19 protein-coding genes and 1 pseudogene are annotated in these 25,488 nt (G+C 70.9%); 12 read left to right on the top strand and 8 right to left on the bottom strand.

Annotation, left to right across the window (positions count from 1 at the left end):
• Positions 1-31 precede the first annotated feature (31 nt).
• The 4 genes from ACIHCX_RS21750 to ACIHCX_RS21735 form a co-directional block, all read right to left on the bottom strand.
• Positions 32-1,648 carry an FAD-dependent oxidoreductase gene (locus ACIHCX_RS21750; protein ID WP_400031807.1) on the bottom strand — a complete coding sequence of 539 codons (1,617 nt, stop codon included), beginning with the start codon at positions 1,646-1,648 and terminating at the stop codon, positions 32-34.
• Positions 1,649-1,666: 18 nt separating this feature from the next.
• Positions 1,667-3,226: a glycerol kinase GlpK gene (gene glpK / locus ACIHCX_RS21745; protein ID WP_400031805.1), complete on the bottom strand. Its 1,560-nt coding sequence runs from the start codon at positions 3,224-3,226 to the stop codon at positions 1,667-1,669.
• Between the two features lie 81 nt (positions 3,227-3,307).
• Positions 3,308-4,102 (bottom strand): MIP/aquaporin family protein, encoded by a 795-nt coding sequence (locus tag ACIHCX_RS21740; RefSeq protein WP_400031803.1) that lies wholly within the window; start codon positions 4,100-4,102, stop codon positions 3,308-3,310.
• A gap of 648 nt (positions 4,103-4,750) precedes the next feature.
• Positions 4,751-5,515 (bottom strand): IclR family transcriptional regulator, encoded by a 765-nt coding sequence (locus ACIHCX_RS21735; protein WP_400031801.1) that lies wholly within the window; start codon positions 5,513-5,515, stop codon positions 4,751-4,753.
• A gap of 302 nt (positions 5,516-5,817) precedes the next feature.
• Between ACIHCX_RS21735 and metH the strand changes: the two genes are divergently transcribed.
• From metH to ACIHCX_RS21720, 3 genes are all read left to right on the top strand, one after another.
• Positions 5,818-9,336, top strand: a complete 3,519-nt coding sequence (gene metH / locus ACIHCX_RS21730) for a methionine synthase (protein WP_400031798.1) — start codon at positions 5,818-5,820, stop codon at positions 9,334-9,336.
• Positions 9,337-9,514: 178 nt separating this feature from the next.
• Entirely contained in the window at positions 9,515-10,216 is a 702-nt protein-coding gene (locus tag ACIHCX_RS21725; RefSeq protein ID WP_400031796.1) for an HAD family hydrolase, read from the top strand.
• 418 nt (positions 10,217-10,634) lie between these two features.
• Positions 10,635-12,239, top strand: coding sequence for an ABC transporter substrate-binding protein (locus ACIHCX_RS21720; protein ID WP_400031794.1), 1,605 nt, complete (start codon positions 10,635-10,637; stop codon positions 12,237-12,239).
• A 94-nt stretch (positions 12,240-12,333) separates the two neighbouring features.
• On the opposite strand, the gene ACIHCX_RS21715 is transcribed toward ACIHCX_RS21720, so the two are convergent.
• Both ACIHCX_RS21715 and ACIHCX_RS21710 read right to left on the bottom strand, forming a co-directional pair.
• The gene (locus ACIHCX_RS21715) at positions 12,334-13,005 is read right to left on the bottom strand and encodes a response regulator (RefSeq protein ID WP_192232903.1); all 672 of its coding nucleotides are present in this window, start codon (positions 13,003-13,005) and stop codon (positions 12,334-12,336) included.
• Positions 13,006-13,019: 14 nt separating this feature from the next.
• Entirely contained in the window at positions 13,020-14,222 is a 1,203-nt protein-coding gene (locus ACIHCX_RS21710) for a RecB family exonuclease (protein WP_400031791.1), read from the bottom strand.
• Between the two features lie 171 nt (positions 14,223-14,393).
• On the opposite strand from ACIHCX_RS21710, the gene ACIHCX_RS21705 reads away from it, so the two are divergent.
• The 3 genes from ACIHCX_RS21705 to ACIHCX_RS21695 all read left to right on the top strand — a co-directional run bounded on the left by ACIHCX_RS21705 (position 14,394) and on the right by ACIHCX_RS21695 (position 17,848).
• Entirely contained in the window at positions 14,394-16,142 is a 1,749-nt protein-coding gene (locus tag ACIHCX_RS21705; RefSeq protein WP_400031789.1) for a site-2 protease family protein, read from the top strand.
• 50 nt (positions 16,143-16,192) lie between these two features.
• Complete coding sequence (locus ACIHCX_RS21700) at positions 16,193-17,095, top strand: tRNA (adenine-N1)-methyltransferase (RefSeq protein ID WP_392305983.1); 903 nt, start codon at positions 16,193-16,195, stop codon at positions 17,093-17,095.
• Positions 17,096-17,269: 174 nt separating this feature from the next.
• Positions 17,270-17,848, top strand: coding sequence for a hypothetical protein (locus ACIHCX_RS21695; RefSeq protein ID WP_400032061.1), 579 nt, complete (start codon positions 17,270-17,272; stop codon positions 17,846-17,848).
• Positions 17,849-17,916: 68 nt separating this feature from the next.
• On the opposite strand, the gene ACIHCX_RS21690 is transcribed toward ACIHCX_RS21695, so the two are convergent.
• Positions 17,917-18,222 carry a ferredoxin gene (locus ACIHCX_RS21690; protein ID WP_400031787.1) on the bottom strand — a complete coding sequence of 102 codons (306 nt, stop codon included), beginning with the start codon at positions 18,220-18,222 and terminating at the stop codon, positions 17,917-17,919.
• Positions 18,223-18,464: 242 nt separating this feature from the next.
• On the opposite strand from ACIHCX_RS21690, the gene arc reads away from it, so the two are divergent.
• The 6 genes and pseudogenes from arc (at position 18,465) to prcA (ending at position 24,349) form a co-directional block, all read left to right on the top strand.
• Complete coding sequence (gene arc / locus ACIHCX_RS21685) at positions 18,465-20,231, top strand: proteasome ATPase (RefSeq protein WP_358737178.1); 1,767 nt, start codon at positions 18,465-18,467, stop codon at positions 20,229-20,231.
• 234 nt (positions 20,232-20,465) lie between these two features.
• Positions 20,466-21,977 (top strand): depupylase/deamidase Dop, encoded by a 1,512-nt coding sequence (gene dop / locus ACIHCX_RS21680; RefSeq protein WP_400031784.1) that lies wholly within the window; start codon positions 20,466-20,468, stop codon positions 21,975-21,977.
• 180 nt (positions 21,978-22,157) lie between these two features.
• On the top strand, positions 22,158-22,376 hold the full coding sequence (locus tag ACIHCX_RS21675; protein ID WP_100567752.1) for a ubiquitin-like protein Pup: 219 nt from the start codon (positions 22,158-22,160) through the stop codon (positions 22,374-22,376).
• 181 nt (positions 22,377-22,557) lie between these two features.
• A pseudogene (locus tag ACIHCX_RS21670) lies at positions 22,558-22,743 on the top strand (endonuclease domain-containing protein); the annotation flags it as partial.
• The gene (gene prcB / locus ACIHCX_RS21665) at positions 22,695-23,540 is read left to right on the top strand and encodes a proteasome subunit beta (RefSeq protein ID WP_400031781.1); all 846 of its coding nucleotides are present in this window, start codon (positions 22,695-22,697) and stop codon (positions 23,538-23,540) included. The pseudogene ACIHCX_RS21670 and the gene prcB, both read left to right, overlap by 49 nt.
• Before the next feature lie 56 nt (positions 23,541-23,596).
• Positions 23,597-24,349, top strand: a complete 753-nt coding sequence (gene prcA / locus ACIHCX_RS21660) for a proteasome subunit alpha (RefSeq protein ID WP_400031779.1) — start codon at positions 23,597-23,599, stop codon at positions 24,347-24,349.
• Positions 24,350-24,430: 81 nt separating this feature from the next.
• Here the strand turns inward: prcA and ACIHCX_RS21655 are convergent, their stop codons facing one another.
• Positions 24,431-25,447 (bottom strand): LacI family DNA-binding transcriptional regulator, encoded by a 1,017-nt coding sequence (locus tag ACIHCX_RS21655; protein WP_400031777.1) that lies wholly within the window; start codon positions 25,445-25,447, stop codon positions 24,431-24,433.
• Positions 25,448-25,488 lie beyond the last annotated feature (41 nt).

Genomic DNA, 25,488 nt, shown 5'->3' with positions numbered 1-25,488 from the left:
TCCTTCGAACACCCACGGTGGCCAGGCCGGGTCACCTCCCGTCGAGCAGGTCCCGCACCTTCGTCCGTACCTCGTCCGTGGCCAGGCCGCGGATCGTCAGCGTCGTCCGCCGGCGCAGCACGTCGTCCGCCGTCTCGGCCCACTCGTGGTCGCGGGCCCAGACGACCTGCGCCCAGATCTCCGGGGCGTCCGGGTGGATCCGCTCGCCCAGCTCCGGGGTCTCGTTCGCCAGCCGGGCGATGTCGAAGGCCAGCGAACCGTAGTGCGTGGCCAGGTGCTTGGCGGTGTCGGCGGCCATGCGCGGGCCGGGCGCCGGACGGTCCACGAGGAGCCGGTGGGCGACCGCGCGCGGGTTGGCGATGCCCGGCAGCGGCAGCTTCCCGGGCAGCGAGGAGATCGGCTCGAAGTCGTCGCCCAGCGGGTGGCCCGGCAGGGACTCCAGCTTCCTCATCACCGTACGGCCGATGTGCCGGAAGGTGGTCCACTTGCCGCCCGCCACGGACAGCATGCCGGCCCTGCCCTCGGTCACCACCGTCTCGCGCTTGGCCTTGGCGGTGTCCCCGGGGCCGCCCGGCAGTACCCGCAGCCCGGCGAAGGCGTACGTGATCAGTTCCCGGTCGAGCTGCTGGTCGCGTACGGAGAACGCGGCCTCGTCGAGTATCTGGGCGACGTCCTTGTCCGTGACCGCGACGTCGGCCGGGTCGCCCTCGTACTCCTCGTCGGTGGTGCCGAGCAGCAGCATGTCCTCCCAGGGGAGGGCGAAGGTGATGCGGTACCTGTCGATCGGGGTGGCCAGCGCGGCCTTCCACGGGGCCGTGCGCTTCAGCACCAGGTGCGCGCCCTTGGACAGCCGGATGGACGGTGCCGCGTTCGGGTCCTCCATGCGGCGCAGGTGGTCGACCCACGGGCCGGTCGCGTTCAGCACCAGCCGGGCGTCGACCCCGAACTCCTCGCCGGACAGCCGGTCCCGCAGCTCGGCACCGGTGACCCGGCCCCGGGTGAAGCGCAGACCGGTCACCTCGGCGTGGTTGAGGACGACCGCGCCCGACTCGACGGCGGCGCGGACCGTCATCAGCGCCATGCGCGCGTCGTTCATCTGGTCGTCGCCGTAGACGGCCACGGCCTTGAGGTTCTCGGTGCGCAGCTCCGGCACGTCCCGCGCGGCCTTCGCCGGGCTGAGCAGGTGGCCGACGCCGTCGCCGAAGGCGGACAGCGCGGAGTAGGCGAACACGCCCGCCCCGAGCTTCGCGGCGCCGTGCGGCCCGCCCCTGTACACGGGGAGGTAGAAGGTGAGCGGGTTCGCCAGGTGGGGGGCCACCTGGCGGGAGACCGCACGGCGCTCGAAGTGGTTCTCCGCCACCAGCCTCACCGCGCCGGTCTGCAGGTAGCGCAGACCGCCGTGGAGCAGCTTGGAGGAGGCGGAGGAGGTGGCGCCGGCGAAGTCGCCGGCGTCGACCAGGGCCACCCTGAGACCGGACTGCGCGGCGTGCCAGGCGGTGGAGATGCCGAGGATGCCGCCGCCGATCACGAGGAGGTCGTAGGCCGCGTTCGAGAGCTGGTCCCGGGTCTCGGCACGGCTCGGATTCGGGCCGAGGACCGGAACCGTCCCCAGGGCGGGCACGGACTGCAGGGTGGACTGACTGGTCATGCTGGTTCTTGCTCCTCGTCAGCTCTCGTCCTCGAGCCAGCCCATGGTCCGCTCGACGGCCTTGAGCCAGTTCTTGTACTCACGGTCGCGGGTGTCCGCGTCCATGCGGGGGGTCCATTCGGCGGCCCGGCGCCAGTTGGCGCGCAGGTCGTCGGTGCCGCTCCAGAAGCCGACGGCGAGACCGGCGGCGTAGGCGGCGCCGAGGCAGGTGGTCTCGGCGACCATCGGCCGCACCACGGGCGCGTCGAGGAAGTCCGAGAGCGTCTGCATCAGCAGGTTGTTGGAGGTCATGCCGCCGTCGACCTTCAGCGCCGTCAGCTCGACACCGGAGTCCTTGGTCATGGCGTCCGCGATCTCCCGCGTCTGCCAGGCGGTGGCCTCCAGGACGGCGCGCGCGAGGTGCGCCTTGGTCACGTACCGGGTCAGGCCGGCGATCACGCCGCGGGCGTCGGAGCGCCAGTACGGGGCGAACAGACCGGAGAAGGCCGGTACGAAGTAGGCGCCGCCGTTGTCCTCGACCGAGAGCGCGAGCGTCTCGATCTCGGCCGCGGTGGAGATCAGGCCCATCTGGTCGCGCATCCACTGGACCAGGGAGCCCGTGACGGCGATCGAGCCCTCCAGGGCGTAGACCGGCTTGTCCTCGCCGATCTGGTAGCCGACGGTGGTCAGCAGCCCGCTGTAGGAGTTGATGATCTTGTCGCCGGTGTTCATCACCATGAAGGTGCCGGTGCCGTACGTCGACTTGGTCTCGCCCTCGGAGAAGCAGGTCTGGCCGAAAAGGGCCGCCTGCTGGTCGCCGAGCGCGGAGGCGACCGGGACGCCGCCGAGCAGGTCGCCCAGCCTGCCGCCCCTGATCTCGCCGTAGACCTCGGCGGAGGAGCGGATCTCGGGCAGGATCCGCGTCGGTACGCCGATCGACTCGGCGATCTTCGGGTCCCACTGCATGGTGTGCAGGTTCATCAGGAGGGTCCGGGAGGCGTTGGTGACGTCCGTGACGTGTACGCCGCCGTCCGTGCCGCCGGTGAGGTTCCAGATGACCCAGGTGTCCATGGTCCCGAACAGCAGGTCGCCCGCCTCGGCGCGCTCGCGCAGGCCCTCGACGTTGTCGAGCAGCCAGCGGGCCTTGGGGCCGGCGAAGTAGGAGGCGAGGGGGAGGCCGGTCTCGCGGCGGAAGCGGTCCTGGCCGACGTTGCGGCCCAGTTCCTTGCACAGGGCGTCGGTGCGGGTGTCCTGCCAGACGATGGCGTTGTGGACGGGCTCGCCGGTGTTCCGGTCCCACAGCACGGTGGTCTCGCGCTGGTTGGTGATGCCGATGGCCTTGATGTCGTCGCGGGTGAGGCCGGCCTTGGCGATGGCTCCGGCGACGACCTCCTGGACGTTGGTCCAGATCTCGGTGGCGTCGTGTTCGACCCAGCCCGGCTTGGGGAAGATCTGTTCGTGTTCCTTCTGGTCGACGGAGACGATCCGGCCGTCCCGGTCGAAGACGATGCAGCGACTCGAGGTGGTGCCCTGGTCGATGGCGGCGATGAAGGGCCCTTGGCCGTGGGATGCGAGGCCGGCGGAGTGGGCGTCGGTCACTTTCTGCTCCTGGGGTCCGTGGTCGATGGGGCGGGATACGGCGTTCTGGTGCGGCGCGGTGCCCGTCGGGCGAGGGCGGCGTCAGGCGAAGGCGGCGTTGTAGATGCCCGCGCCGATGGCGCCGCCGATCAGCGGGCCGACCACCGGGATCCAGGCGTAGCCCCAGTCGGAGCCGCCTTTGTTCGGCAGCGGCAGCAGGGCGTGGACGATGCGGGGGCCGAGGTCACGGGCGGGGTTGATGGCGTAGCCCGTGGGGCCGCCGAGGGAGAGGCCGATGGAGACGACGACGAGCGCGGTGATCAGGCCGCCGAGTATGCCGAGGCCGTTGCCCTGGTCGTTCAGGCCCTGGGTGAGGACTGCGAGGATCAGCACGGTGGTGCCGACGATCTCCGTGGCGAGGTTCTGCGCCGCGTGCCGGATCTCGGGGCCGGTGGAGAAGATGCCGAGGACGGGGCCGGCGCTCTTCTCCTGGGCCTCGACCGCCTTGGCGGCGGTGGCCTGCGCGCCGGGGCCGCCGACGATCTCCCGGTCGGTGAGGTGGGCGTGGAACTGACCGTAGTAGGCCACCCAGACCAGGGTCGCGCCGATCATGGCGCCGAGCATCTGGCCGCCGAGGTAGGTCGGGACGTTCGTCCAGTCGCTGTTCTTGATCGCGAGGGCGACCGTCACGGCCGGGTTGAGGTGGGCGCCGGAGAGCGGGCCCGAGATGTACACGGCCGTCATCACGGCGAACCCCCACCCGAAGGCGATGGCGAGCCAGCCGGCGTTACGGGCCTTGGAGGCCTTCAGCGTCACCGCGGCGCAGACCCCGCCGCCGAGCAGGATGAGTACGGCGGTACCGATGGTCTCGCCGATGAAGATGTCGGAGCTGGACACCCGCGACTCCTTTGTCCTTCGTCCAGAGGTAGCCGAACCCCGGGTCCCTCCGTCCGGGAGCTCGTGCCCTCGGGGGTGAGGGCGATGCCGGCCCTGGCGTTGTCACACTCTAACGCGTATTGCCGCAAGGTGTTCGACAATGCCGACCGCTGGACGGGAGTCTCGTCTCGCACCACGCGACCGTCAAGGGCCCTGTCACCGAAACCGCGATCGTTACTGATCCCCCGCCCCGAACCGGGACCCACCGGCCGGCCACGAGCCACCTGCCCACGGCGGCCCGTCCACGCGCCCACGGCGGCCGCCCGCGAAGGCGGGACGACGGGCCGGGAGGGCAGGGCGGCGACTGCCGTGGGCGGAGTTGGTGGCCGGAGGGCGGGGTGGCCGTCTGTGCGGGCATGGCGGTGGGCCGTGCCGTCGTGGCCGACCCCGCCGGGGCGCGGCGGGTGGTCGCCGTCTGTGAGCATCTGTGGCCGGCCTTGGGGCACCGGCCGTCGCCGAGTGGGCCTGGCCGGGGCTGCGAGGGCGCGGTGGCCGGGTCGTAGAAGCATGGCGGCGAGCGGACCGCGCAGGCACGGGAGGCCGGCCGCCCGCCGGGCCCGGGAGACTACGAGGGCGCGGCGCTCTGCCCGCGCCATGGCTCCGTGGGGGTCAGAACCGGCCGGCGCCCAGGTCGCGTGAGACCGCGCGGGCGCAGTCGCGTACCGCCGCGACGAGGTCCTGGCGCAACTCGCCGTCCCGGCACACCCGCTCCACGGCGCCGGTGATGCCGACCGCGCCGACCGGCATCCGCCGCCGGTCGTGGATCGGGGCGGCGATGGAGGCGACGCCCTCCCAGGTCTCCTCCACGTCGGCGGCGTAGCCACGCGCGCGCGTGACGTCGAGGATGTGCTCGAAGTCGTCGATCCCGCACACGGTCCGGTCCGTGAACGCCTTGCGGTCCGCCTCGACCGCCTCGCTGTGCGCCACCGGGTCGTACGCCGCCAGCACCTTGCCCAGAGCCGTGCAGTGCAGCGGCTGCATCGCCCCGATCTCCAGCACCTGCCGGCTGTCGTCGGGCCGGAAGACGTGGTGCACGATCAGCACGCCGTGCTGGTGGAGCACGCCCAGGTAGACGCTCTCCCCGCTGGACCGGGCCAGGTCGTCCGTCCACACCAGGGCGCGCGCCCGCAGTTCGTGCACGTCGAGGTAGGTGGTGCCCAGACGCAGCAGCTCCGCGCCCAGCTGGTACCGCCCGGAAGCCCCGTCCTGCTCCACGAAGCCCTCGTGCTGGAGGGTGCGCAGGATGCCGTGGGCGGTGCCCTTGGCGAGGCCCAGCGAGGAGGCGATGTCCGACAGGCCCAGCCGCCGCTCACCGCCCGCCAGCAGCCGCAGCATCGCGGCCGCCCGCTCGAGCGACTGGATGTTCCGTGCCATCGGCGTCCCGCCTCCGTCCCCTTCGACCGCCGGCGGAACGACTCCCGCCGTGACGCCCGTTCGACAATGCCGAACACTACCGGTCCGTGCCGATCCCCCGCCAATGCTGAGCCGACTCCTGTCGCTCGACACCGGCCACCCGGGGTGTTCCCGCCGTCATCCTCGTCCGCTTGGTGGACTCCGCGAACGTCAGGGGCCGGTCCCGGCTACTCTGGCGGCGTGCGCCTCGCCCGGGGCAGCCCCGTGCTCGCCCCCGGGAACGCGCAAAGCCGACAGCCGTCGCACCCCAAGGGAGCCCCTTCATGGCCTCGTTGCCGTCCACCCCTTCCGCCGACAGCCGGACCCGCGTGTCCGCCCTGCGTGAGGCGCTCGCCACCCGAGTGGTGGTCGCCGACGGGGCGATGGGCACCATGCTCCAGGCCCAGGAGCCGTCGATGGACGACTTCCAGCAGCTGGAGGGCTGCAACGAGGTCCTGAACGTCACCCGCCCGGACATCGTCGGCTCGGTCCACTCCGCCTACTTCGACGCCGGCGTGGACTGCGTGGAGACCAACACGTTCGGGGCCAACCTGACCGCCCTGGGTGAGTACGACATCGCCGAGCGGGTCGCCGAGCTGTCCGAGGCGGGCGCCCGCATCGCCCGCGAGACGGCGGACGCGTTCACCAGCGCGGACGGCCGCCCGCGCTGGGTGCTCGGCTCCATGGGCCCGGGCACCAAGCTGCCGACGCTGGGCCACACCACCTTCGCCGCCATCCGCGACGCCTACCGGCAGAACGCCGAGGGCCTGCTCGCCGGGGGCGCGGACGCGCTGCTGGTGGAGACCACCCAGGACCTGCTCCAGACCAAGGCCTCCGTCATCGCGGCCCGCCGCGCGATGGAGACCGCCGGGTACGAGGTCCCGCTGATCGTGTCGGTGACGGTGGAGACGACCGGCACCATGCTGCTGGGCTCGGAGATCGGTGCCGCGCTGACGGCGCTGGAGCCGCTGGGCGTCGACATGATCGGCCTGAACTGCGCGACCGGCCCCGCCGAGATGAGCGAGCACCTGCGCTACCTGTCCCGGCACGCGCGGATCCCGCTGTCGTGCATGCCGAACGCCGGCCTCCCCGTGCTCACCAAGGACGGCGCGCACTACCCGCTGACGGCGCCGGAGCTGGCCGACGCGCAGGAGCACTTCGTCCGCGACTACGGGCTGTCCCTGGTGGGGGGCTGCTGCGGTACGACGCCGGAGCACCTGCGCCAGGTGGTCGAGCGGGCGCGGGGCCTGGCTCCGGTGGAGCGCAGCCCGCGCCCGGAGCCGGCCGCGGCCTCCCTGTACCAGACCGTGCCCTTCCGCCAGGACACCTCGTACCTGGCGATCGGCGAGCGGACGAACGCCAACGGGTCGAAGAAGTTCCGTGAGGCCATGCTGGGGGGCCGCTGGGACGACTGCGTGGAGCTGGCACGCGAGCAGATCCGCGAGGGCGCGCACATGCTGGATCTGTGCGTGGACTACGTCGGCCGGGACGGCGTCGAGGACATGCGGGAGCTGGCGGGCCGGTTCGCCACGGCCTCGACACTGCCGATCGTGCTGGACTCCACCGAGGTGGACGTGATCCGGGCCGGCCTGGAGAAGCTGGGCGGCCGAGCGGTGATCAACTCGGTGAACTACGAGGACGGCGACGGGCCCGAGTCGCGGTTCGCGCGGGTGACGGCCCTGGCGCGGGAGCACGGGGCGGCGCTGATCGCGCTGACCATCGACGAGGAGGGCCAGGCCCGTACCGCCGAGAAGAAGGTGGAGATCGCCGAGCGGCTGATCGCGGACCTCACCGGCAACTGGGGCATCCGCGAGGAGGACATCCTCGTCGACTGTCTGACCTTCACCATCTGCACCGGTCAGGAGGAGTCCCGCGGTGACGGTGTGGCCACCATCGAGGGCATCCGGGAGCTGAAGCGGCGCCACCCCCGGGTGCAGACCACGCTGGGCCTTTCGAACATCTCCTTCGGTCTGAACCCGGCCGCCCGGATCCTGCTGAACAGCGTGTTCCTTCACGAGTGCGTCAAGGCGGGCCTGGACTCGGCGATCGTGCACGCGTCCAAGATCCTGCCGATCGCCCGCTTCGACGACGAGCAGGTCACCACCGCGCTCGACCTGATCCACGACCGCCGCCGCGAGGGCTACGACCCGCTGCAGAAGCTCATGCAGCTGTTCGAGGGCGCCACGGCGAAGTCGCTGAAGGCGGGCAGGGCCGAGGAACTGGCCGCACTGCCGCTCGAGGAACGGCTGAAGCGGCGGATCATCGACGGCGAGAAGAACGGCCTGGAGCAGGACCTGGACGAGGCCCTGGGCACCCGCAGGGCCCTGGACATCGTCAACGACACCCTGCTCGACGGGATGAAGGTCGTCGGCGAGCTGTTCGGCTCCGGCCAGATGCAGCTGCCGTTCGTGCTCCAGTCGGCCGAGGTGATGAAGAGCGCGGTCGCCCACCTGGAGCCGCACATGGAGAAGACCGACGAGGCGGGCAAGGGCACGATCGTGCTGGCGACCGTACGCGGTGACGTGCACGACATCGGCAAGAACCTCGTCGACATCATCCTGTCCAACAACGGCTACAACGTGGTCAACCTGGGCATCAAGCAGCCCGTCTCGGCGATCCTGGAGGCGGCCGAGGAGCACCGGGCCGACGTGATCGGCATGTCCGGGCTGCTGGTGAAGTCCACGGTGATCATGAAGGAGAACCTGGAGGAGCTCAACGCCCGCGGCCTGGCGACGGGCTACCCGGTCATCCTCGGCGGCGCCGCCCTCACCCGCGCCTACGTCGAGCAGGACCTGTACGAGATCTACGACGGCGAGGTCCGCTACGCCCGTGACGCGTTCGAGGGGCTGCGCCTGATGGACGCCCTGATCGGGGTCAAGCGGGGCGTGCCGGGCGCGAAGCTGCCCGAGCTGCGGCAGCGCCGGGTGCGGGCCGCCACCGCCCAGGTGGTCGAGGAGCAGCGGCCCGAGGAGGGCCACGTCCGCTCCGACGTGGCCACCGACAACCCGGTCCCCGAGCCGCCGTTCTGGGGCACGCGGGTGATCAAGGGCATCCAGCTCAAGGAGTACGCCTCCTGGCTGGACGAGGGCGCCCTGTTCAAGGGCCAGTGGGGGCTGAAGCAGGCCCGCACCGGCGCCGGGCCCACCTACGAGGAACTCGTCGAGACCGAGGGCCGGCCCCGGCTGCGCGGCCTGCTGGAGCGGCTCCAGACGGACAACCTGCTCGAGGCCGCGGTGGTCCACGGCTACTTCCCCTGCGTGTCCAAGGACGACGACCTGGTCATCCTGGACGAGCGGGGCAACGAGCGCACCCGCTTCACCTTCCCCCGCCAGCGCCGCGGCCGCCGGCTGTGCCTGGCGGACTTCTTCCGCCCGGAGGAGTCGGGGGAGAGGGACGTGGTCGGCTTCCAGGTGGTCACCGTCGGCTCCAGGATCGGCGAGGAGACCGCGCGGTTGTTCGCCGCCGACTCCTACCGCGACTACCTGGAGCTGCACGGGCTGTCCGTGCAGCTGGCCGAGGCGCTCGCCGAGTACTGGCACGCCCGCGTGCGCGCCGAGCTGGGCTTCGCCGGTGAGGACCCGGCCGGCATGGAGGACATGTTCGCCCTGAAGTACCGGGGCGCCCGCTTCTCCCTCGGCTACGGCGCCTGCCCCGACCTGGAGGACCGTGCCAAGATCGCCGACCTCCTCCGCCCCGAGCGCATCGGCGTCCACCTCTCCGAGGAGTTCCAGCTCCACCCCGAGCAGTCCACCGACGCCATCGTCATCCACCACCCGGAAGCCAAGTACTTCAACGCCCGCTGACCCGGGTTCCCCCCGGTCACCAGGATGGTCGAGAGGTCCTTCCGGCCCCTGCGCAGGGACCGGTACGGGCGGTTCGTGCAAGCGTTTCGGTGGTGGGCGCCGTACAATTGTCGGTCCATCGCAGGCCGGTTCCCCGTGTGGGAACCGGCCTGATCGTCCCTCGAGGAGGTATGCGCGGATGACCAGCACGGTACCGGCGCTCGGAACCCGTACGGCCGAAGGCTCGGCCTTGCAGGCCGTGCTCCTGGACATGGACGGAACCCTGGTGGACACCGAGGGCTTCTGGTGGGACGTCGAGGTCGAGGTCTTCGCCGCCCTCGGGCACACGCTCGACGACTCCTGGAGACACGTCGTCGTCGGCGGCCCCATGACCCGCAGCGCGGGCTTTCTCATCGAGGCCACCGGCGCCGCCGTCACCCTCGCCGAGGTCACCCCCCTGCTGAACCAGGGCTTCGAGGCCCGTATCGACGGCGGGCTCCCCCTGATGCCGGGCGCCGCACGGCTGCTGGCCGAACTGTCCGAGCAGCGGATCCCGACCGCCCTGGTCTCCGCCTCCCACCGCCGCATCATCGACCGGGTCCTGACCTCGCTCGGTCCCCAGCACTTCGCCCTGTCCGTGGCCGGTGACGAGGTCTCGCGGACCAAGCCGTACCCCGACCCCTACCTGCTGGCCGCCGCCGGCCTCGGCGCGGAGCCGGCCCGGTGTGCCGTGATCGAGGACACCGCCACCGGCGTCGCCGCGGCGGAGGCCGCCGGCTGCCGGGTCGTCGCCGTCCCCTCCGTCGCTCCCATTCCCCCGGCCTTCCGGCGGACCGTCGTTCCCACCCTGGAAGACGTGAACCTGCCATTTCTGCACAGTCTGATGACAGAAATGCGCTAACTGTTCACCCAGCGTGCCAAGCTCCGCGGATAATGCCTCTGCCGGATGTCCGAGCGAATTCGAAGCTCGCCTTTGGCTGAATTCCGGTCCGCATCCCCCTCCTTTCACGTGTGACGTTCCCCACTCCTCGAGGGGTCGACAAGGGGTCCGGAGCGTGCTGTCCGCCTGCCCTCGGATGCCGTGCGGGCGTCCTTGTGTCCCGTTTGGTGAAACGCTGCACGAATCCTTCCGGTGACGGGTTTCCGGTCCGTCCACACCCGGTTCCGCTGCGTGATGGGAACTCAACTCCGGTGACCGCGAACGGTTCTGCGAGGGAGGACTAATCTCGTCGCGAGAACATCGACCCTGCCCCCGTGATCCGTCGCAACACCTTTGTATGCGGGATGCACGGACATGAGAGCTCTGGAGAAACTCGAGCATGAACCGCAAGACTTTGGTGCTGCCGGCCGTGGTCGGGCTGCTCGCGCCGGTACTCGCCGCGTGCGGCGGTTCCGACAGCGGCAGCAAGAGCGGCGACGCGATCGTCGTCGGCACCACGGACCGGTTCACCGCTGACGAGGAGGCCCCGGCACCCGTCGATCCGGCCTTCGCCTACGACGTCGGTACCTGGAACATCCTGCGCCAGACCGTGCAGACCCTGATGATCCAGCCGAAGGGCGACGGCGACCCCGTCCCGGAGGCGGCCGAGAAGTGCGGCTTCACGGACAGCGGCAACGAGCGCTACGCCTGCACCCTGCGCGAGGGCCTGAAGTTCGCCAACGGCGACCCCGTCACCGCGGCCGACGTGAAGTACTCCATCGACCGCGCCCTCGCCATCAATGTCGACGGCGGTCCGGCCGCCCTGCTGTCCACCGTGGACACCGTGGAAACCCAGGGTGACCGCGAGGTCATCTTCCACCTCAACACCGCCGACGCCATCTTCCCGTACAAGCTGTCGACGCCCGTCGCGGGCATCGTCAACCCCAAGGACTACGAGAAGGACAAGCTCCGCGACGGCTTCGCCGTGGACGGCTCCGGCCCGTACACCATGAAGGCCGACGTCAAGAACGGCGAGATGGTCGACGCCGTCTTCACCAAGAACCCCAACTACCAGGGGACGTTGAAGGTCAACAACGACAAGGTGCAGATCCGCTCCTTCCCGGACGCCAAGGCCATGGGCGATGCGCTGGACAAGGGCGACATCGACGTCATGACCCGCACTATGTCGCCCGAGCAGATCCGCACGCTGTCGGCCGACAAGGACAGCAAGGTCGGCATCGTCGAGGCGGCCGGCCTGGAGATCCGCTACCTGGCCTTCAACACCGACGCCCCGTCGGTGAAGTCCAAGGCCGTGCGTGAGGCCATGGCCCAGGTCATCAACCGCGGCGAACTCGTCTCCGAGGTGTACGGCACCCAGGCCGAGCCGCTGTACTCGCTGGTCCCGGCCACCATCACCGGTCACTCCAACTCCTTCTTCAACCGGTACGGCGACCCCAGCGTGGCCAAGGCCCGTACGGCGCTGGAGAAGGCCGGTGTCACCACCCCGGTGAAGCTGACGATGCACTACACGACGGACCACTACGGCTCGGCCACCAAGAAGGAGTTCGAGATCCTTCGGCAGCAGCTCAACGACAGCGGCCTGTTCGACATCGACATCCAGGGCGCCCCCTGGGACACCTTCCGCCCGGCGGAGAAGAAGGGCCGGTACGACGTCTACGGCATGGGCTGGTTCCCGGACTTCCCGGACGCCGACAACTACCTGGCGCCGTTCCTCGACAAGGGCAACACCCTGAACACGCCGTACGCCAACAGCGAGATCCGCAACACCCTGATCCCGCAGTCCCGTCGCCAGGCCGACCGGCTCTCCGCGTCCGCCAGCCTGACGGACATTCAGGACATCGTCGCCAGTGAGGTCCCGATGATCCCGCTGTGGCAGGGCAAGCAGTACGTCGCCGCCCGCGACAACATCACGGGCACCGCGTACGCCCTCAACTCCTCGTCGACGCTTCAGCTGTGGGAGCTCGGCCGCGGTGTGAGCAGCTGACCCGCGACCACCCCCGCCACCAAGGGCGCCCCTCCCGGTCTTCCGGGAGGGGCGCCCTTCGTCGCGCGGTGCGTCGTACCGCCGGCCGGCGCCGCTACTGCGCGCCGGGGCGCACCAGGCCGCTCTCGTACGCGTACACCGCGGCCTGCACACGGTCGCGCAGCCCCAGCTTCGTCAGCACGTGCCCGACATGCGTCTTGACCGTCGTCTCGCTGACGAACAGGTCCGCGGCGATCTCCGCGTTGGACAGGCCGCGCGCCACCAGCTTCAGCACCTCCACCTCACGGTCGGTGAGGGTGTGCAGGGTGTCCGGCACCGGCTCCTCCCCGGAGGGCAGGTGCGTGGCGTACTTGTCCAGCAGCCGGCGTGTGATGCTCGGGGCCAGCATCGCCTCGCCGGCCGCGACCACCCGGATCGCCTGCACCAGTTCGTTGGCGGGCGCGTCCTTGAGCAGGAAGCCGCTCGCACCGGCGCGCAGTGCCTCCACCACGTACTCGTCGAGGTCGAAGGTGGTCAGCACCAGCACCTTCGCCGGACCGTTCCGCTCCGGACCGGTGATCTGCCGGGTCGCCTCCACGCCGTCCATCCGCGGCATGCGGATGTCCATCAGCACCACATCGGGCTGAAGGGCCCGGACCTGGTCCAGGGCCTGAAGACCGTCTCCGGCCTCGCCCACGACCGCGAGGTCCTGCTCGGCCTCCAGGATCATCCGGAATCCGGTGCGCAGCAGCGGCTGGTCGTCGACCAGTAGGACGCGGATGGCCACGTGAGTCTCCTTCGCTAGTCCGGCCCCATTCTGCCCTGCGACGCGGTGCCGGACTCCGCCGCCCTCAGCGGCAGCGGGTAGGGCGGGGGAGTGCCGCCGAACTCCGGGCAGTGGGCCTGGTGGTCGCACCAGCCGCACAGCTTGGTGGGGCGCGGCCGCCAGTCACCGGTCTCGGTGGCCAGCCGGATCGCCTCCCACAGCGCCAGCAGCTTGCGCTCGACCCGCTCCAGGTCGGCGAGGACCGGGTCGTAGGTCAGTACGTCGCCGCTGCCCAGGTACACCAGTTGCAGCCGCCGCGGGAGGACCTTCTTCAGCCGCCACACCACCAGGGCGTAGAACTTCATCTGGAACAGGGCGCCCTCGGCGTACTCGGGGCGGGGCGCCTTGCCTGTCTTGTAGTCGACGATCCGCACCTCGCCCGTGGGCGCCACGTCCACCCGGTCGATGATCCCGCGCAGCGTCAGCCCCGAGTCCAGCTCGGCCTCGACGAACAGCTCCCGCTCGGCCGGCTCGAGACGGGTCGGGTCCTCCAGCGTGAACCAGCGCTCCACCAGCCGCTCCGCCTCCGCCAGCCAGCGCGCCAGCCGTTCGCCGTCGGTGTCGTCCGCGAACAGCTCCAGCAGCTCGGGCCGCGCCTCGCGCAGCCGCTGCCACTGGCCCGGGACCAGCCCCTTGGCCCGCGGCGCGGTCCGCTCCGCGGCGGGCGCGTCGAACAGCCGCTCCAGCACGGCGTGCACCAGCGTGCCCCTCGTCGCCGCCTCACTGGGCTTCTCCGGCAACCGGTCGATCACCCGGAACCGGTACAGCAACGGACACTGCATGAAGTCCCCGGCCCGGGAAGGAGACAGTGAACCGGGCGGCACGGCAGCCCGGGCGGCCCGCACGCCCGAGCCCCCGTCGCCGACGGGCACGTCCGTCCCCGGCGCGGCACACGCCTCGTGTCCGCCCGGCGCCGGGCCGTGCACGACGGGGCGACCGGCGGCCGCCTCGCGCACCTCCGCGCCGCCGCCATCCGGACCGTCCGCGCCGTCCGTGGCCGCGCCGTCCACAGCCGCATCGTCCGCGGCCGCAGGGCCCGCGTCGCCCCCGCCGGCCGTCGCGTCCCGGCCGACGGCCTTCTGCGCCGGGACCGCCGTCCGCGCCGTGTCCGGCGGGGTCGGCTCCGGTACCACGGCGTCGTGCGGGGTGCCGGGCTCGCCCTCCGTGCTCGTCTCCATGCCCCAGACCCTACGGCCCGCCACCGACAGTGACCCGGGGACAGTCATGTTGTGCGTGAAGTGGGGAAAACACATGGGGTGCCGGGCGTGAGCGATTGCGACGGCCGCATACCATCGACCCGAGACCTTCCGGCCGTCAGGCACGGGAGACGCTTCGAACGAGGGGACACCGTGGACGTGAGCGGCGGGAGCGGACAGCCGCGTTCCGGCAAGGACGAGTCGGCAGATCGCCGCACGGGCCCTGTGGACCCGACCCCCGACTCCGTGGGCCGGGGCTCCGAGCCCGCCGACGCCGCCCCGCCCGAGCCGTCCCCGCCGACCGACGTGCCCGCCACTGGAACAACAGAGGGCGACACGGAGGAGACGAAGGGAGCCGAGGAGACGGCTGGGGCTGAGGAGACCAGGAGGGCTGAGGAGCCGACTGGGGCTGAGGAGCCGAAGGGGGCGGAAGAGCCGACGGCCGCTGAGGAGTCGACGGCTGCTGAAGAGCCGACCGGTGCTGACCACCCCAAGGGGACGGAGGAGCCGAAGCGCTCCGTCGACACCCCGCAGGACCCGCCCCGCACCGACGACGCCCACCCCGACGCCCACCCCGAGCGCGGCTACGCCCACGGCGGTGCCCCGGCCGCCGGTCGCGATGCCGGTGCCCCTGCCGAGGGTCCCGCCCCCGCACCCGGCGACCGCACGCCCCCCGAGACGCACCCCGACCGCACTCTCGCCCGTTCCGGGACCGGGCAGACGCCACCGCGGCGCCCGAACGAGCCCCGCGGCGGGCTCCTCATGGGGCGCCCCTTCGGCGTGCCCGTGTACGTGGCGCCCAGCTGGTTCCTCGTGGCCGCGCTGATCACCTGGGTGTTCGGCGGACAGCTCGACCGGGTCCTGCCCGAGCTCGGCGCCGCCCGCTACCTCGTCGCCCTGTTCTTCGCGGTCGCCTTCTACGCCTCCGTCCTCGTCCACGAACTCGCCCACACCATCGCCGCCCTGCGCTTCAAGCTCCCGGTCCGGCGGATCCAGCTCCAGTTCTTCGGCGGCGTCTCCGAGATCGAGAAGGAGGCCGAGACCCCCGGCCGCGAGTTCGTCCTCGCCTTCGTCGGCCCGCTGCTCTCGCTGATCCTCGCCGGTGTCTTCTACGCCGCCCTGCGCCCCTTCGAGCGCGGCACGGTCGTCGGTGTCCTGCTGGCCGGTCTGATGATCTCCAACCTCATCGTCGCCGCCTTCAACCTGCTGCCCGGCCTGCCCCTCGACGGCGGCCGCATGCTGCGCGCCGTCGTCTGGAAGATCACCGGCAGACCGATGAGCGGCACCGTCGCCGCAGCCTGGGTCGGCCGCGCGCTCGCGGTCGCCGTGCTGATCGGACTGCCCCTGGTCACCCAGTCCGACGCCCTCGGGAACACCGCCGAGGACACCGTCGGCATGAGCACCGTCACCAACGCCCTGCTCGCCGCCATCCTGGCCGCGATCATCTGGACCGGCGCCGGCAACAGCCTGCGCATGGCCCGGCTGCGCGAACACCTCCCCGAACTGCGCGCCCGCAACCTCACCCGCCGCGCCGTCCCGGTCGAGACCAACACCTCCCTGGCCGAGGCCCTGCGCCGCGCCAACGCCGCCGGCGCCCGCGCCCTGGTCGTCGTCGACGGCCACGGCGAGCCGCTCTCCCTCGTCCGCGAGTCCGCCATCGTCGGCGTACCCGAACACCGCCGCCCCTGGGTCTACGCCAGCGAACTCGCCCAGGAGCTCACCGACGGCATGCGCGTGCCCGCCGACCTCGCCGGCGAGGACCTCCTGGACATGCTGCGCGCCACCCCGGCGACCGAGTACCTCGTGGTGGAGGAGGGCGGCGAGATCTACGGCGTGCTGTCCGCGGCCGACGTGGAGCGCGCCTTCGTCAAGGCCATGGCCCGCCCGTCGGCCTCCGCGTAGGGCCGCTCCAGGTGGTCGGAGGGCCCGCCGGGGACCGGTAGGCTGGTCACATGTCCGAACCGACCGGTGCCGCCCGCCGCCGCGGGCCCTTCAAGGTCGGGGACCAGGTACAGCTGACCGACCCCAAGGGCCGCCACTACACGTTCACGCTCGAGGCCGGGAAGAACTTCCACACCCACAAGGGGTCCTTCCCGCACGACGAGCTGATCGGCGCACCCGAGGGCAGCGTTGTCCGCACCACCGGCAACGTCGCCTACCTCGCGCTGCGCCCCCTGCTCCCCGACTACGTCCTGTCCATGCCCCGCGGGGCAGCCGTCGTCTACCCCAAGGACGCGGGGCAGATCCTCGCCTTCGCCGACATCTTCCCCGGCGCCCGCGTCGTGGAGGCCGGCGTCGGCTCCGGCTCGCTCAGCAGCTTCCTGCTGCGGGCCATCGGCGACCAGGGCATGCTGCACAGCTACGAGCGCCGCGCCGACTTCGCCGAGATCGCCCAGGCGAACGTGGAGCGCTACTTCGGCGGCCCGCACCCCGCCTGGCAGCTCACCGTCGGAGACCTCCAGGACAACCTCTCCGACACCGACGTCGACCGCGTCATCCTCGACATGCTCGCCCCCTGGGAGTGCCTGGAGGCCGTCTCCAAGGCGCTCGTCCCCGGCGGCATCCTGTGCTGCTACGTCGCGACCACCACCCAGCTCGCCCGGACCGTGGAGTCCATCCGCGAGATCGGCTGCTTCAACGAGCCGACCGCCTGGGAGACGATGATCCGCAACTGGCACATCGAGGGCCTGGCCGTCCGTCCGGACCACCGCATGATCGGCCACACCGGCTTCCTGCTCACCGCCCGCAGGCTCGCGGACGGCGTCGAGCCGCCCATGCGCCGCCGCCGGCCCGCCAAGGGTGCCTACGGCGAGGACTACGAGGGCCCCAACGCCGACGGCGGCGCCACCCGCTGACGCGCCCCGCCACCGCACGCAACACACGGGCGCCGCGGTGGAGTTCCCGACGACCACAGGGAACTCCACCACGGCGCCCTCGCGTTGACCCCACCCCGCCGTTCCCCCGCACTGTGACGTGTGGCACGATGCTGGCCACCCCCACCGGCACAGCCCTCGCAGGAGATGCTCCTAGTGCAGCAGTCCGCCGTTCCGGAACTGGCCCACACGGACACCCGCCCCATCCACTGGATGGCCACCGCGACCGCGGTCGCCGGCGTGGTGGCCCTCTCCTCGCTCGTGCAGCCCGGCTCGGCCACGGCCGCCCAGCCGCAGGGCACCCGCGCGAACTCCGCACCCGCCACCGAGGCGGCGCCGAGCACCGCCGGCGTCACCTTCCCGATCGACTGCGGCCCGGTGCGGGCCGTGGTGGCGAAGAAGGCCTCCGGAGACCTCGACGGGGACGGCAGACCGGAGACCGTGGCCGTGGTGCACTGCGACGCCGCCATGGGCACCCCGCCCGACGCCGTCTACGTCCTCACCCGGGCCGCCGACACCGCCGAGCCCCGCGTGGTCGCCACCCTCGTCGACGTCAAGGACCGGTACACGGTCACGGACTTCGCCGTCCGCGACGGCGCCGTGAGCGCCACCCTGCTCGGCTACTCCTCACCCGACGTGCCGAATTGCTGCCCCGACCTCAAGGACAGCGTGAAGTGGCGGTGGCAGAACGGCGCGTTCGTCCGCTCCACGGACGCCGGGGCGCGCGGTATCTGACCACATACCGGACGCAGTCCGCGGAAATGTGAGAAACCAGACAATAGTGACGTCTCGCGCCGATGCGGTCACTCCGCGTCAGGTCCGTACACCTCGACCCGGTCCGCGACGCGGCGCACGTGGATGCACTCGCCCGGACACTCCTTGGCCGAGTCGACCACGTCCGTGAGAAGCGGGAGCGGTACGGGCGTTGCCGCTCCGGCCTCCTGAAGGAGCTCGTCCTCCGGGCTCTTCACATAGGCCAGACCGTCGATGTCCAGCTCGAACACCTCCGGCGCGTACTGCGCACAGATGCCGTCGCCGGTACACAGGTCCTGGTCGATCCAGACCTCCAGTGCCTCGCCACCGTCCGAGGTCCGCTGCTGCACGGTCATCTCTCCTGCCGTATCACGTCGAGCCGTACGGGAATCCGGCCAGCTCTGACGGGTGTTGAACGTGTCGAGCCTACCTGTGCCCGCTTTCCAATCATGTTCGGTGGGTATTCCCCTGGCGTGAGGGAGAGCGCAAGGGTGAAGATCGGACACACCCCGCAGTCTTTGTGATCTAGGGGTTTCAATCGACACCCACCCAGGTAGGGTCTGGAAGCGTCCAGCTCCCCTTGGAGGAGGTGAGGACCGTGGCAGCCCACGACGACGACATGAACCGCGGCATCCGCCCGGGACGCGGGTCCGACGACCCGGCCGGGCAGATCGCCTACCTTGAGCAGGAGATCGCCGTCCTGCGCCGCAAGCTCGCCGACTCTCCGCGTCACACGAGGATTCTCGAGGAGCGGATCGTCGAGTTGCAGACCAACCTGGCCGGCGTGTCCGCTCAGAACGAACGCCTCGCGAACACGCTCCGCGAGGCCCGCGACCAGATCGTGGCCCTCAAGGAGGAGGTCGACCGGCTCGCCCAGCCGCCGGCCGGCTTCGGAGTCTTCCTCCAGGCCAACGAGGACGGCACCGCCGACATCTTCACCGGCGGTCGCAAGCTGCGGGTGAACGTGAGCCCCAGCGTGGAGCTCGACGAGCTCAGGCGCGGCCAGGAAGTGATGCTCAACGAAGCGCTCAACGTGGTCGAGGCCATGGAGTACGAGCGTGTCGGCGACATCGTCACCCTCAAGGAGATCCTCGAGGACGGCGAGCGGGCCCTGGTGCTCGGGCACACCGACGAGGAGCGGGTGGTACGGCTCGCCGAGCCGCTGCTGGACGTCACCATCCGCCCCGGCGACGCCCTCCTGCTCGAGCCCAGGTCCGGTTACGTCTACGAGGTCGTGCCCAAGAGTGAGGTCGAGGAACTCGTCCTCGAAGAGGTGCCCGATATCGGCTACGAGCAGATCGGCGGCCTCGGAAACCAGATCGAGGCCATCCGGGACGCCGTGGAGCTGCCGTACCTCTACCCGGACCTGTTCAAGGAGCACGAGCTGCGCCCGCCGAAGGGTGTCCTGCTCTACGGACCTCCCGGATGCGGCAAGACGCTCATCGCCAAGGCGGTCGCGAACTCGCTCGCCAAGAAGGTCGCCGAGGTCACGGGGCAGGCGGCGGGCAAGAGCTTCTTCCTCAACATCAAGGGCCCGGAGCTGCTGAACAAGTACGTCGGCGAGACCGAGCGGCAGATCCGCCTCGTCTTCCAGCGGGCCCGGGAGAAGGCGAGCGAGGGCACTCCCGTCATCGTCTTCTTCGACGAGATGGAGTCCCTCTTCCGCACCCGCGGCTCCGGCGTCAGCTCGGACGTGGAGAACACCATCGTCCCCCAGCTGCTCGCCGAGATCGACGGTGTGGAGGGCCTGCAGAACGTGGTCGTGATCGGCGCCTCCAACCGCGAGGACATGATCGACCCGGCCATCCTGCGGCCCGGCCGCCTCGATGTGAAGATCAAGATCGAGCGTCCGGACGCCGAGGCGGCCAAGGACATCTTCGGGAAGTACCTCACCGAGCGTCTCCCGCTGCACTCGGACGACCTCGCGGAACACGGCGGCGACAAGGACATCACGGTCCAGGGCATGATCCAGACCGCGGTGGAACACATGTACGCCGAAACCGAGGAGAACCGCTTCCTGGAGGTCACCTACGCCAACGGTGACAAGGAAGTCCTCTATTTCAAGGACTTCAATTCCGGCGCCATGATCGAGAACATCGTCGGCCGCGCCAAGAAGATGGCGATCAAGGACTTCCTCGAGAAGAACCAGAAGGGCCTCCGCGTCTCCCACCTGCTCCAGGCCTGCGTGGACGAGTTCAAGGAGAACGAGGACCTGCCGAACACCACCAACCCCGACGACTGGGCCCGGATCTCCGGAAAGAAGGGCGAGCGGATCGTCTACATCCGCACCCTCATCACCGGAAAGCAGGGCGCGGACACCGGACGCTCCATCGACACGGTGGCGAACACCGGTCAGTACCTGTAAAAGCACGGGTGGCTGCGGGTGCCCTCGGTGGGGTACCCGCAGTCGGCTGTTTCCGGGCCGCCGCATGGAGCAGGCAATGACGCAAATGATCTCCCCACCAGCGCAAAGGCGTTCTAGGCTCGTTCGTACCGCCGGGTCGCGCAGTGCGGGGACGGGCACCGCACAGGCACCCGGGCACCAGCGGTACTTGAGCGACGCCCACGACCGAGGGCGCAGCCGGGCAAGGAGGGCCGCATGACCGTACGGCGAGTAATGGGCATCGAGACGGAGTACGGGATCTCCGTTCCCGGCCACCCCAATGCCAATGCCATGCTCACCTCATCCCAGATCGTCAACGCCTACGCGGCGGCCATGCACCGGGCCCGCCGGGCGCGCTGGGATTTCGAGGAGGAGAACCCGCTGCGCGACGCCCGGGGCTTCGACCTCGCCCGCGAGGCCGCGGACGCCAGCCAGCTCACCGACGAGGACATCGGCCTGGCCAACGTCATCCTCACCAACGGCGCACGGCTCTACGTCGACCACGCCCACCCCGAATACAGCGCCCCCGAGGTCACCAACCCGCGAGACGCCGTCCTGTGGGACAAGGCGGGCGAACGGATCATGGCCGAGGCCGCGGAGCGGGCGGCCCAGCTGCCCGGTGCCCAGCCGATCCACCTCTACAAGAACAACACCGACAACAAGGGCGCCTCCTACGGCACGCACGAGAACTACCTGATGAAGCGGGAGACCGCCTTCGCCGACATCGTGCGCCACCTGACGCCGTTCTTCGTCTCCCGCCAGGTCATCACCGGCGCCGGCCGTGTCGGCATCGGACAGGACGGCCACGAGCACGGCTTCCAGCTCAGCCAGCGCGCGGACTACTTCGAGGTCGAGGTCGGCCTGGAGACGACGCTCAAGCGGCCGATCATCAACACGCGCGACGAACCGCACGCCGACGCGGAGAAGTACCGCCGGCTGCATGTGATCATCGGTGACGCGAACCTCTCCGAGATCTCGACCTACCTCAAGCTGGGCACGACCGCCCTGGTCCTGTCCATGATCGAGGACGGCTTCATCGCCGTCGACCTGGCCGTCGACCAGCCCGTTCGCACGCTCCACCAGGTCTCGCACGACCCGGGCCTGCGGCGCCTGATCACCCTGCGCAGCGGCCGGACACTCACCGCGGTGCAGCTCCAGATGGAGTACTACGAGCTGTCGCGCAAGTACGTGGAGGAGCGGTTCGGCGCGGACGCCGACGAGCAGACCAAGGACGTGCTGTCCCGCTGGGAGGACACCCTCAACCGGCTCGAGAACGACCCCATGAGCCTGGCCGGCGAGCTGGACTGGGTCGCCAAGCGGGAGCTCATGGAGGGCTACCGGCGCCGTGACGACCTCGACTGGGACGCCGCCCGCCTCCACCTCGTCGACCTCCAGTACGCGGATGTGCGCTCCGACAAGGGCCTGTACAACCGCCTGGTGGCCCGGGGCCGCATCAAGCGGCTGCTGGACGAGACCGAGGTGGACCGGGCCCGCAGGAAGCCGCCGGAGGACACCCGCGCGTACTTCCGCGGCCGCTGCCTGGAGCAGTACGCCGACGACGTGGCCGCGGCCTCCTGGGACTCGGTGATCTTCGATCTGCCGGGCCGGGACTCGCTCCAGCGCGTCCCAACCCTGGAACCGCTTCGCGGAACGCGTAATCACGTCAAGGAGCTTCTCGACCGCTGCCGAACCGCGGAGGACCTGGTCAGGGTGCTCTCCGGCAGCTGAGCGGGCCCCGGACCGGGCGGGCCGCCCAGGGTGGAAACCCCCGGTGCCGGGAATCATCGAAGTGGCCCTCGTGCGTTGGAGGAAGTGCGGGGCCGATGTCGGACCCGGCTTGTAGGGTCGGAACATCACCGATCGGCCGTAATGCCGACCATGTCGGGCGAACTGAGCGGGGTGAGGGTTATGGCAACGAAGGACACCGGTGGCGGGCAGCAGAAGGCCACGCGTTCCACCGAGGAGGTCGAGGAGCAGTCCCAGGACGCGCAGGCCGCGGACGACCTCAAGGAACGCCACGAGAAGCTGAGCGACGACGTGGACTCCGTGCTGGACGAGATCGACGACGTACTCGAGGAAAACGCCGAGGATTTCGTGCGCTCGTTCGTGCAAAAGGGCGGTCAGTGAGCGCCTGACAAGCGGTGGCGGTGGCGGACGGGCCGGTTGACGAGAGCAGCTGCGTGCGGTGCGGTGAGGCCGTGCCGCGCGCGGCCCTCGTTTCCGGGCGTCGGCCGCCCGCGTGAGGGCTCGGTGCGAGGGCTCGGTGAGGGGCCGTGCGCGAGCCGCACCGAGCCGCCCCAGGGCTTGGGCCGTTCATGTGGATCACCGCCGCGAGGCGGGTAGGGTCCGTGGCGTACTGTGCATCAACTGCAACTCCGGCCTCGGCCTGTTGAGGGACGATCCCGAAGCGGTGGACCGAGCTGCCGACTACCCGGAAGGAAACGCGTGGAAGCCAACACTCGTAGCACCGGGCGTCTACCGGCCGCCTTCCTGACGCCTGGATCCTCCTCGTTCATGGACTTTCTCGCCGAGCACCAGCCGGAGCTGCTGCCGGGGAAGCGGCGGCTGCCGCCGACCCAGGGCGTGGTCGAGGCGCCGCACGGCACCACCATCGTGGCGACGACCTTCCCGGGCGGTGTCGTCCTGGCCGGTGACCGGCGGGCCACGATGGGGAACGTGATCGCGCAGCGGGACATCGAGAAGGTGTTCCCGGCGGACGAGTACTCGGCCGTCGGCATCGCCGGCACCGCCGGTCTGGCGGTGGAGATGGTGAAGCTGTTCCAGCTGGAGCTGGAGCACTTCGAGAAGGTCGAGGGGACGCAGCTCTCGCTGGAGGGCAAGGCGAACCGGCTGTCGACCATGATCCGCTCCAACCTGGGCATGGCCATGCAGGGACTGGCCGTGGTCCCGCTCTTCGCGGGGTACGACCTGGACCGCGAGAAGGGCCGGATCTTCTCCTACGACGTGACGGGCGGCCGCTCCGAGGAGCACGGCTTCGCGGCCACGGGCTCCGGCTCGATCTTCGCGCGCGGCGCGATGAAGAAGCTCTTCCGGGAGGACCTGACCGAGGCCGAGGCCACGACGCTGGTGGTCCAGGCCCTGTACGACGCGGCAGACGACGACTCGGCGACCGGTGGTCCCGATGTCGCCCGCCGGATCTATCCGATCGTCACCGTGATCACCGAGGACGGATTCCGTCGGCTCACCGAGGACGAGTCCTCCGAGATCGCCCGCTCGGTGCTCCAGCGGCGCCTGGAGCAGCCGGACGGCCCGCGGGCCGCGCTGCTCTAGCCGGCGGTCCTTGTCCGGGTGATCCAGTGACTTCTACAGAAAGGGACGGATAACCGGTGTCGACGCCGTTCTATGTCTCACCTCAGCAGGCGATGGCCGACCGGGCGGAGTACGCCCGCAAGGGCATCGCGCGTGGCCGCAGCCTGGTCGTGCTGCAGTACGCCGACGGAATCGTGTTCGTCGGTGAGAATCCGTCCCGCGCGCTGCACAAGTTCAGCGAGATCTACGACCGGATCGCGTTCGCGGCCGCCGGCAAGTACAACGAGTACGAGAACCTGCGCATCGGCGGTGTCCGCTACGCCGACCTGCGCGGTTACACCTACGACCGGGACGACGTGACCGCCCGCGGCCTGGCGAACGTGTACGCCCAGACGCTGGGCACGATCTTCTCCAGCGCCGCGGAGAAGCCGTACGAGGTGGAGCTGGTGGTCGCCGAGGTGGGGCAGACCCCGGACGGTGACCAGATCTACCGGCTGCCGCACGACGGGTCGATCGTGGACGAGCACGGCTCGGTCGCGGTCGGTGGCAACGCCGAGCAGATCAGCGGCTACCTGGACCAGCGCCACCGGGACGGCATGTCGCTGGCCGAGGCGCTGAAGCTGGCCGTGCAGGCCCTGTCCCGCGACACCAACGGCAGCGAGCGGGAGATCCCCGCCGAGCGCCTGGAGGTGGCGGTGCTGGACCGTACGCGTCCGCAGAAGCGCAAGTTCAAGCGCATCGTGGGCCGTCAGCTGGCCCGGCTGCTCGAGGCCGACGGCGCGGCGACCGAGGCGGAGAGCGCCGAGGAGGACGGCTCCGAGGAGAAGTAGTCCCGCCCCTCACCCCGTTTCCCGGGTGCCCCGGCCTGCTGGCAGGCCGGGGCACCCGGGCGTTTCGGGGGCTGGACGGCTTCAGGGGGTGCCGGGTGGCGCCGTGGAGCCCCGTACCACGAGTTCCACGGGGATGTCCCCGCCGGCGGGAGCGCGGCCCTCGAGGACGGCCAGCAGGGCGTGCATGCCCCGTTCCCCGAACAGCTCGGCGTCCAGCCGCACGGTGGTGAGCTCGGGGTCGATGGCGGTGGCGAGGGCGAGGTCGTCCACGCCGGTGACGGAGACGTCGTCGGGCACGCGCAGGCCGAGGCGGCGCAGGGCCTTGTAGGCGCCTGCGGCGAGCTTGTCGTCGTCGCAGACCAGTGCGGTGGGCCGGGGGCCGGGGGCGCTCAGGGCGGCCTCGGTGGCGGCCCTGGCGCCCTCGATGGAGATCGGGGCGCGGGCGGTGCGCACCGAGGTGCCGGGCACCGCGCCCACCCGGGCGCTCAGCTCGCCCGCCCGCACCTCGAAGGTCCAGGAGGCCACGTCCGCCGCGAGGTGAAGGAAGCGCCGGTGGCCGAGCCCGAGCAGGTGGTCGGCGACCTGGCGCACGCCGTCGGCGATGTCCAGGTTGACGGTCGCGGCGCCCGGGCTGCCCGCGGGGTCGCTGTCCAGCATGACCAGCGGCAGCTGGTCGCCGCGGATCGCGGTGAGCGCGTCGGCGGCCATGGAGGAGGCGATCACGCCGTCCAGCGCCGCCTGGGCCGAGGCGAAGGGGTTGCGCGCCGGGCCGATGCCCTCGGGGGAGGGGTAGAGGACGAGGCCGAAGCCGTGCTCGGCGGCGACGCGCGCGGCGCCGGTGTAGACGCCGGCGAAGAACTCGGTGGTCAGCGCGGGGACGACCAGGAGCACGGTGCGGGTGCGGCCCAGGCGCAGGTTGCGGGCGGCGAGGTTGGGCCGGTAGCCGAGTTCCTCGGCGGCCCGGCGCACCCGTTCTGCGGTCGCCTGCGACACCCTGCCGCGCCACTTGTCGCCGAGGACCAGGGAGACGGCGGCCTGGGACACCCCGGCGGCGTGGGCGACGTCGCGGCTGGTGGGGCGCGTGCTGCTGGGTGCCACCGCGGGGACGCTCCTTCGTCTGGACTGGTGAACAGCGCACA

This window comes from Streptomyces sp. NPDC052043 (genome assembly GCF_044548235.1).
Classification (GTDB): domain Bacteria; phylum Actinomycetota; class Actinomycetes; order Streptomycetales; family Streptomycetaceae; genus Streptomyces.
The sequence above is the reverse complement of the archived record's forward strand: the minus strand, read 5'-3'. Positions and strand labels throughout refer to the sequence as shown.

Excerpts from the sequence above, each read along its gene's own strand:
- ACIHCX_RS21700 (WP_392305983.1), top strand. The coding sequence starts at position 16,193 with ATGTCCGAACCGACCGGTGCCGCCCGCCGCCGCGGGCCCTTCAAGGTC.
- ACIHCX_RS21675 (WP_100567752.1), top strand. The coding sequence starts at position 22,158 with ATGGCAACGAAGGACACCGGTGGCGGGCAGCAGAAGGCCACGCGTTCC.
- ACIHCX_RS21750 (WP_400031807.1), bottom strand. The coding sequence starts at position 1,648 with ATGACCAGTCAGTCCACCCTGCAGTCCGTGCCCGCCCTGGGGACGGTT.
- ACIHCX_RS21710 (WP_400031791.1), bottom strand. The coding sequence starts at position 14,222 with ATGGAGACGAGCACGGAGGGCGAGCCCGGCACCCCGCACGACGCCGTG.
- ACIHCX_RS21735 (WP_400031801.1), bottom strand. The coding sequence starts at position 5,515 with ATGGCACGGAACATCCAGTCGCTCGAGCGGGCGGCCGCGATGCTGCGG.
- dop (WP_400031784.1), top strand. The coding sequence starts at position 20,466 with ATGACCGTACGGCGAGTAATGGGCATCGAGACGGAGTACGGGATCTCC.
- metH (WP_400031798.1), top strand. The coding sequence starts at position 5,818 with ATGGCCTCGTTGCCGTCCACCCCTTCCGCCGACAGCCGGACCCGCGTG.
- ACIHCX_RS21720 (WP_400031794.1), top strand. The coding sequence starts at position 10,635 with ATGAACCGCAAGACTTTGGTGCTGCCGGCCGTGGTCGGGCTGCTCGCG.
- ACIHCX_RS21725 (WP_400031796.1), top strand. The coding sequence starts at position 9,515 with ATGACCAGCACGGTACCGGCGCTCGGAACCCGTACGGCCGAAGGCTCG.
- ACIHCX_RS21690 (WP_400031787.1), bottom strand. The coding sequence starts at position 18,222 with ATGACCGTGCAGCAGCGGACCTCGGACGGTGGCGAGGCACTGGAGGTC.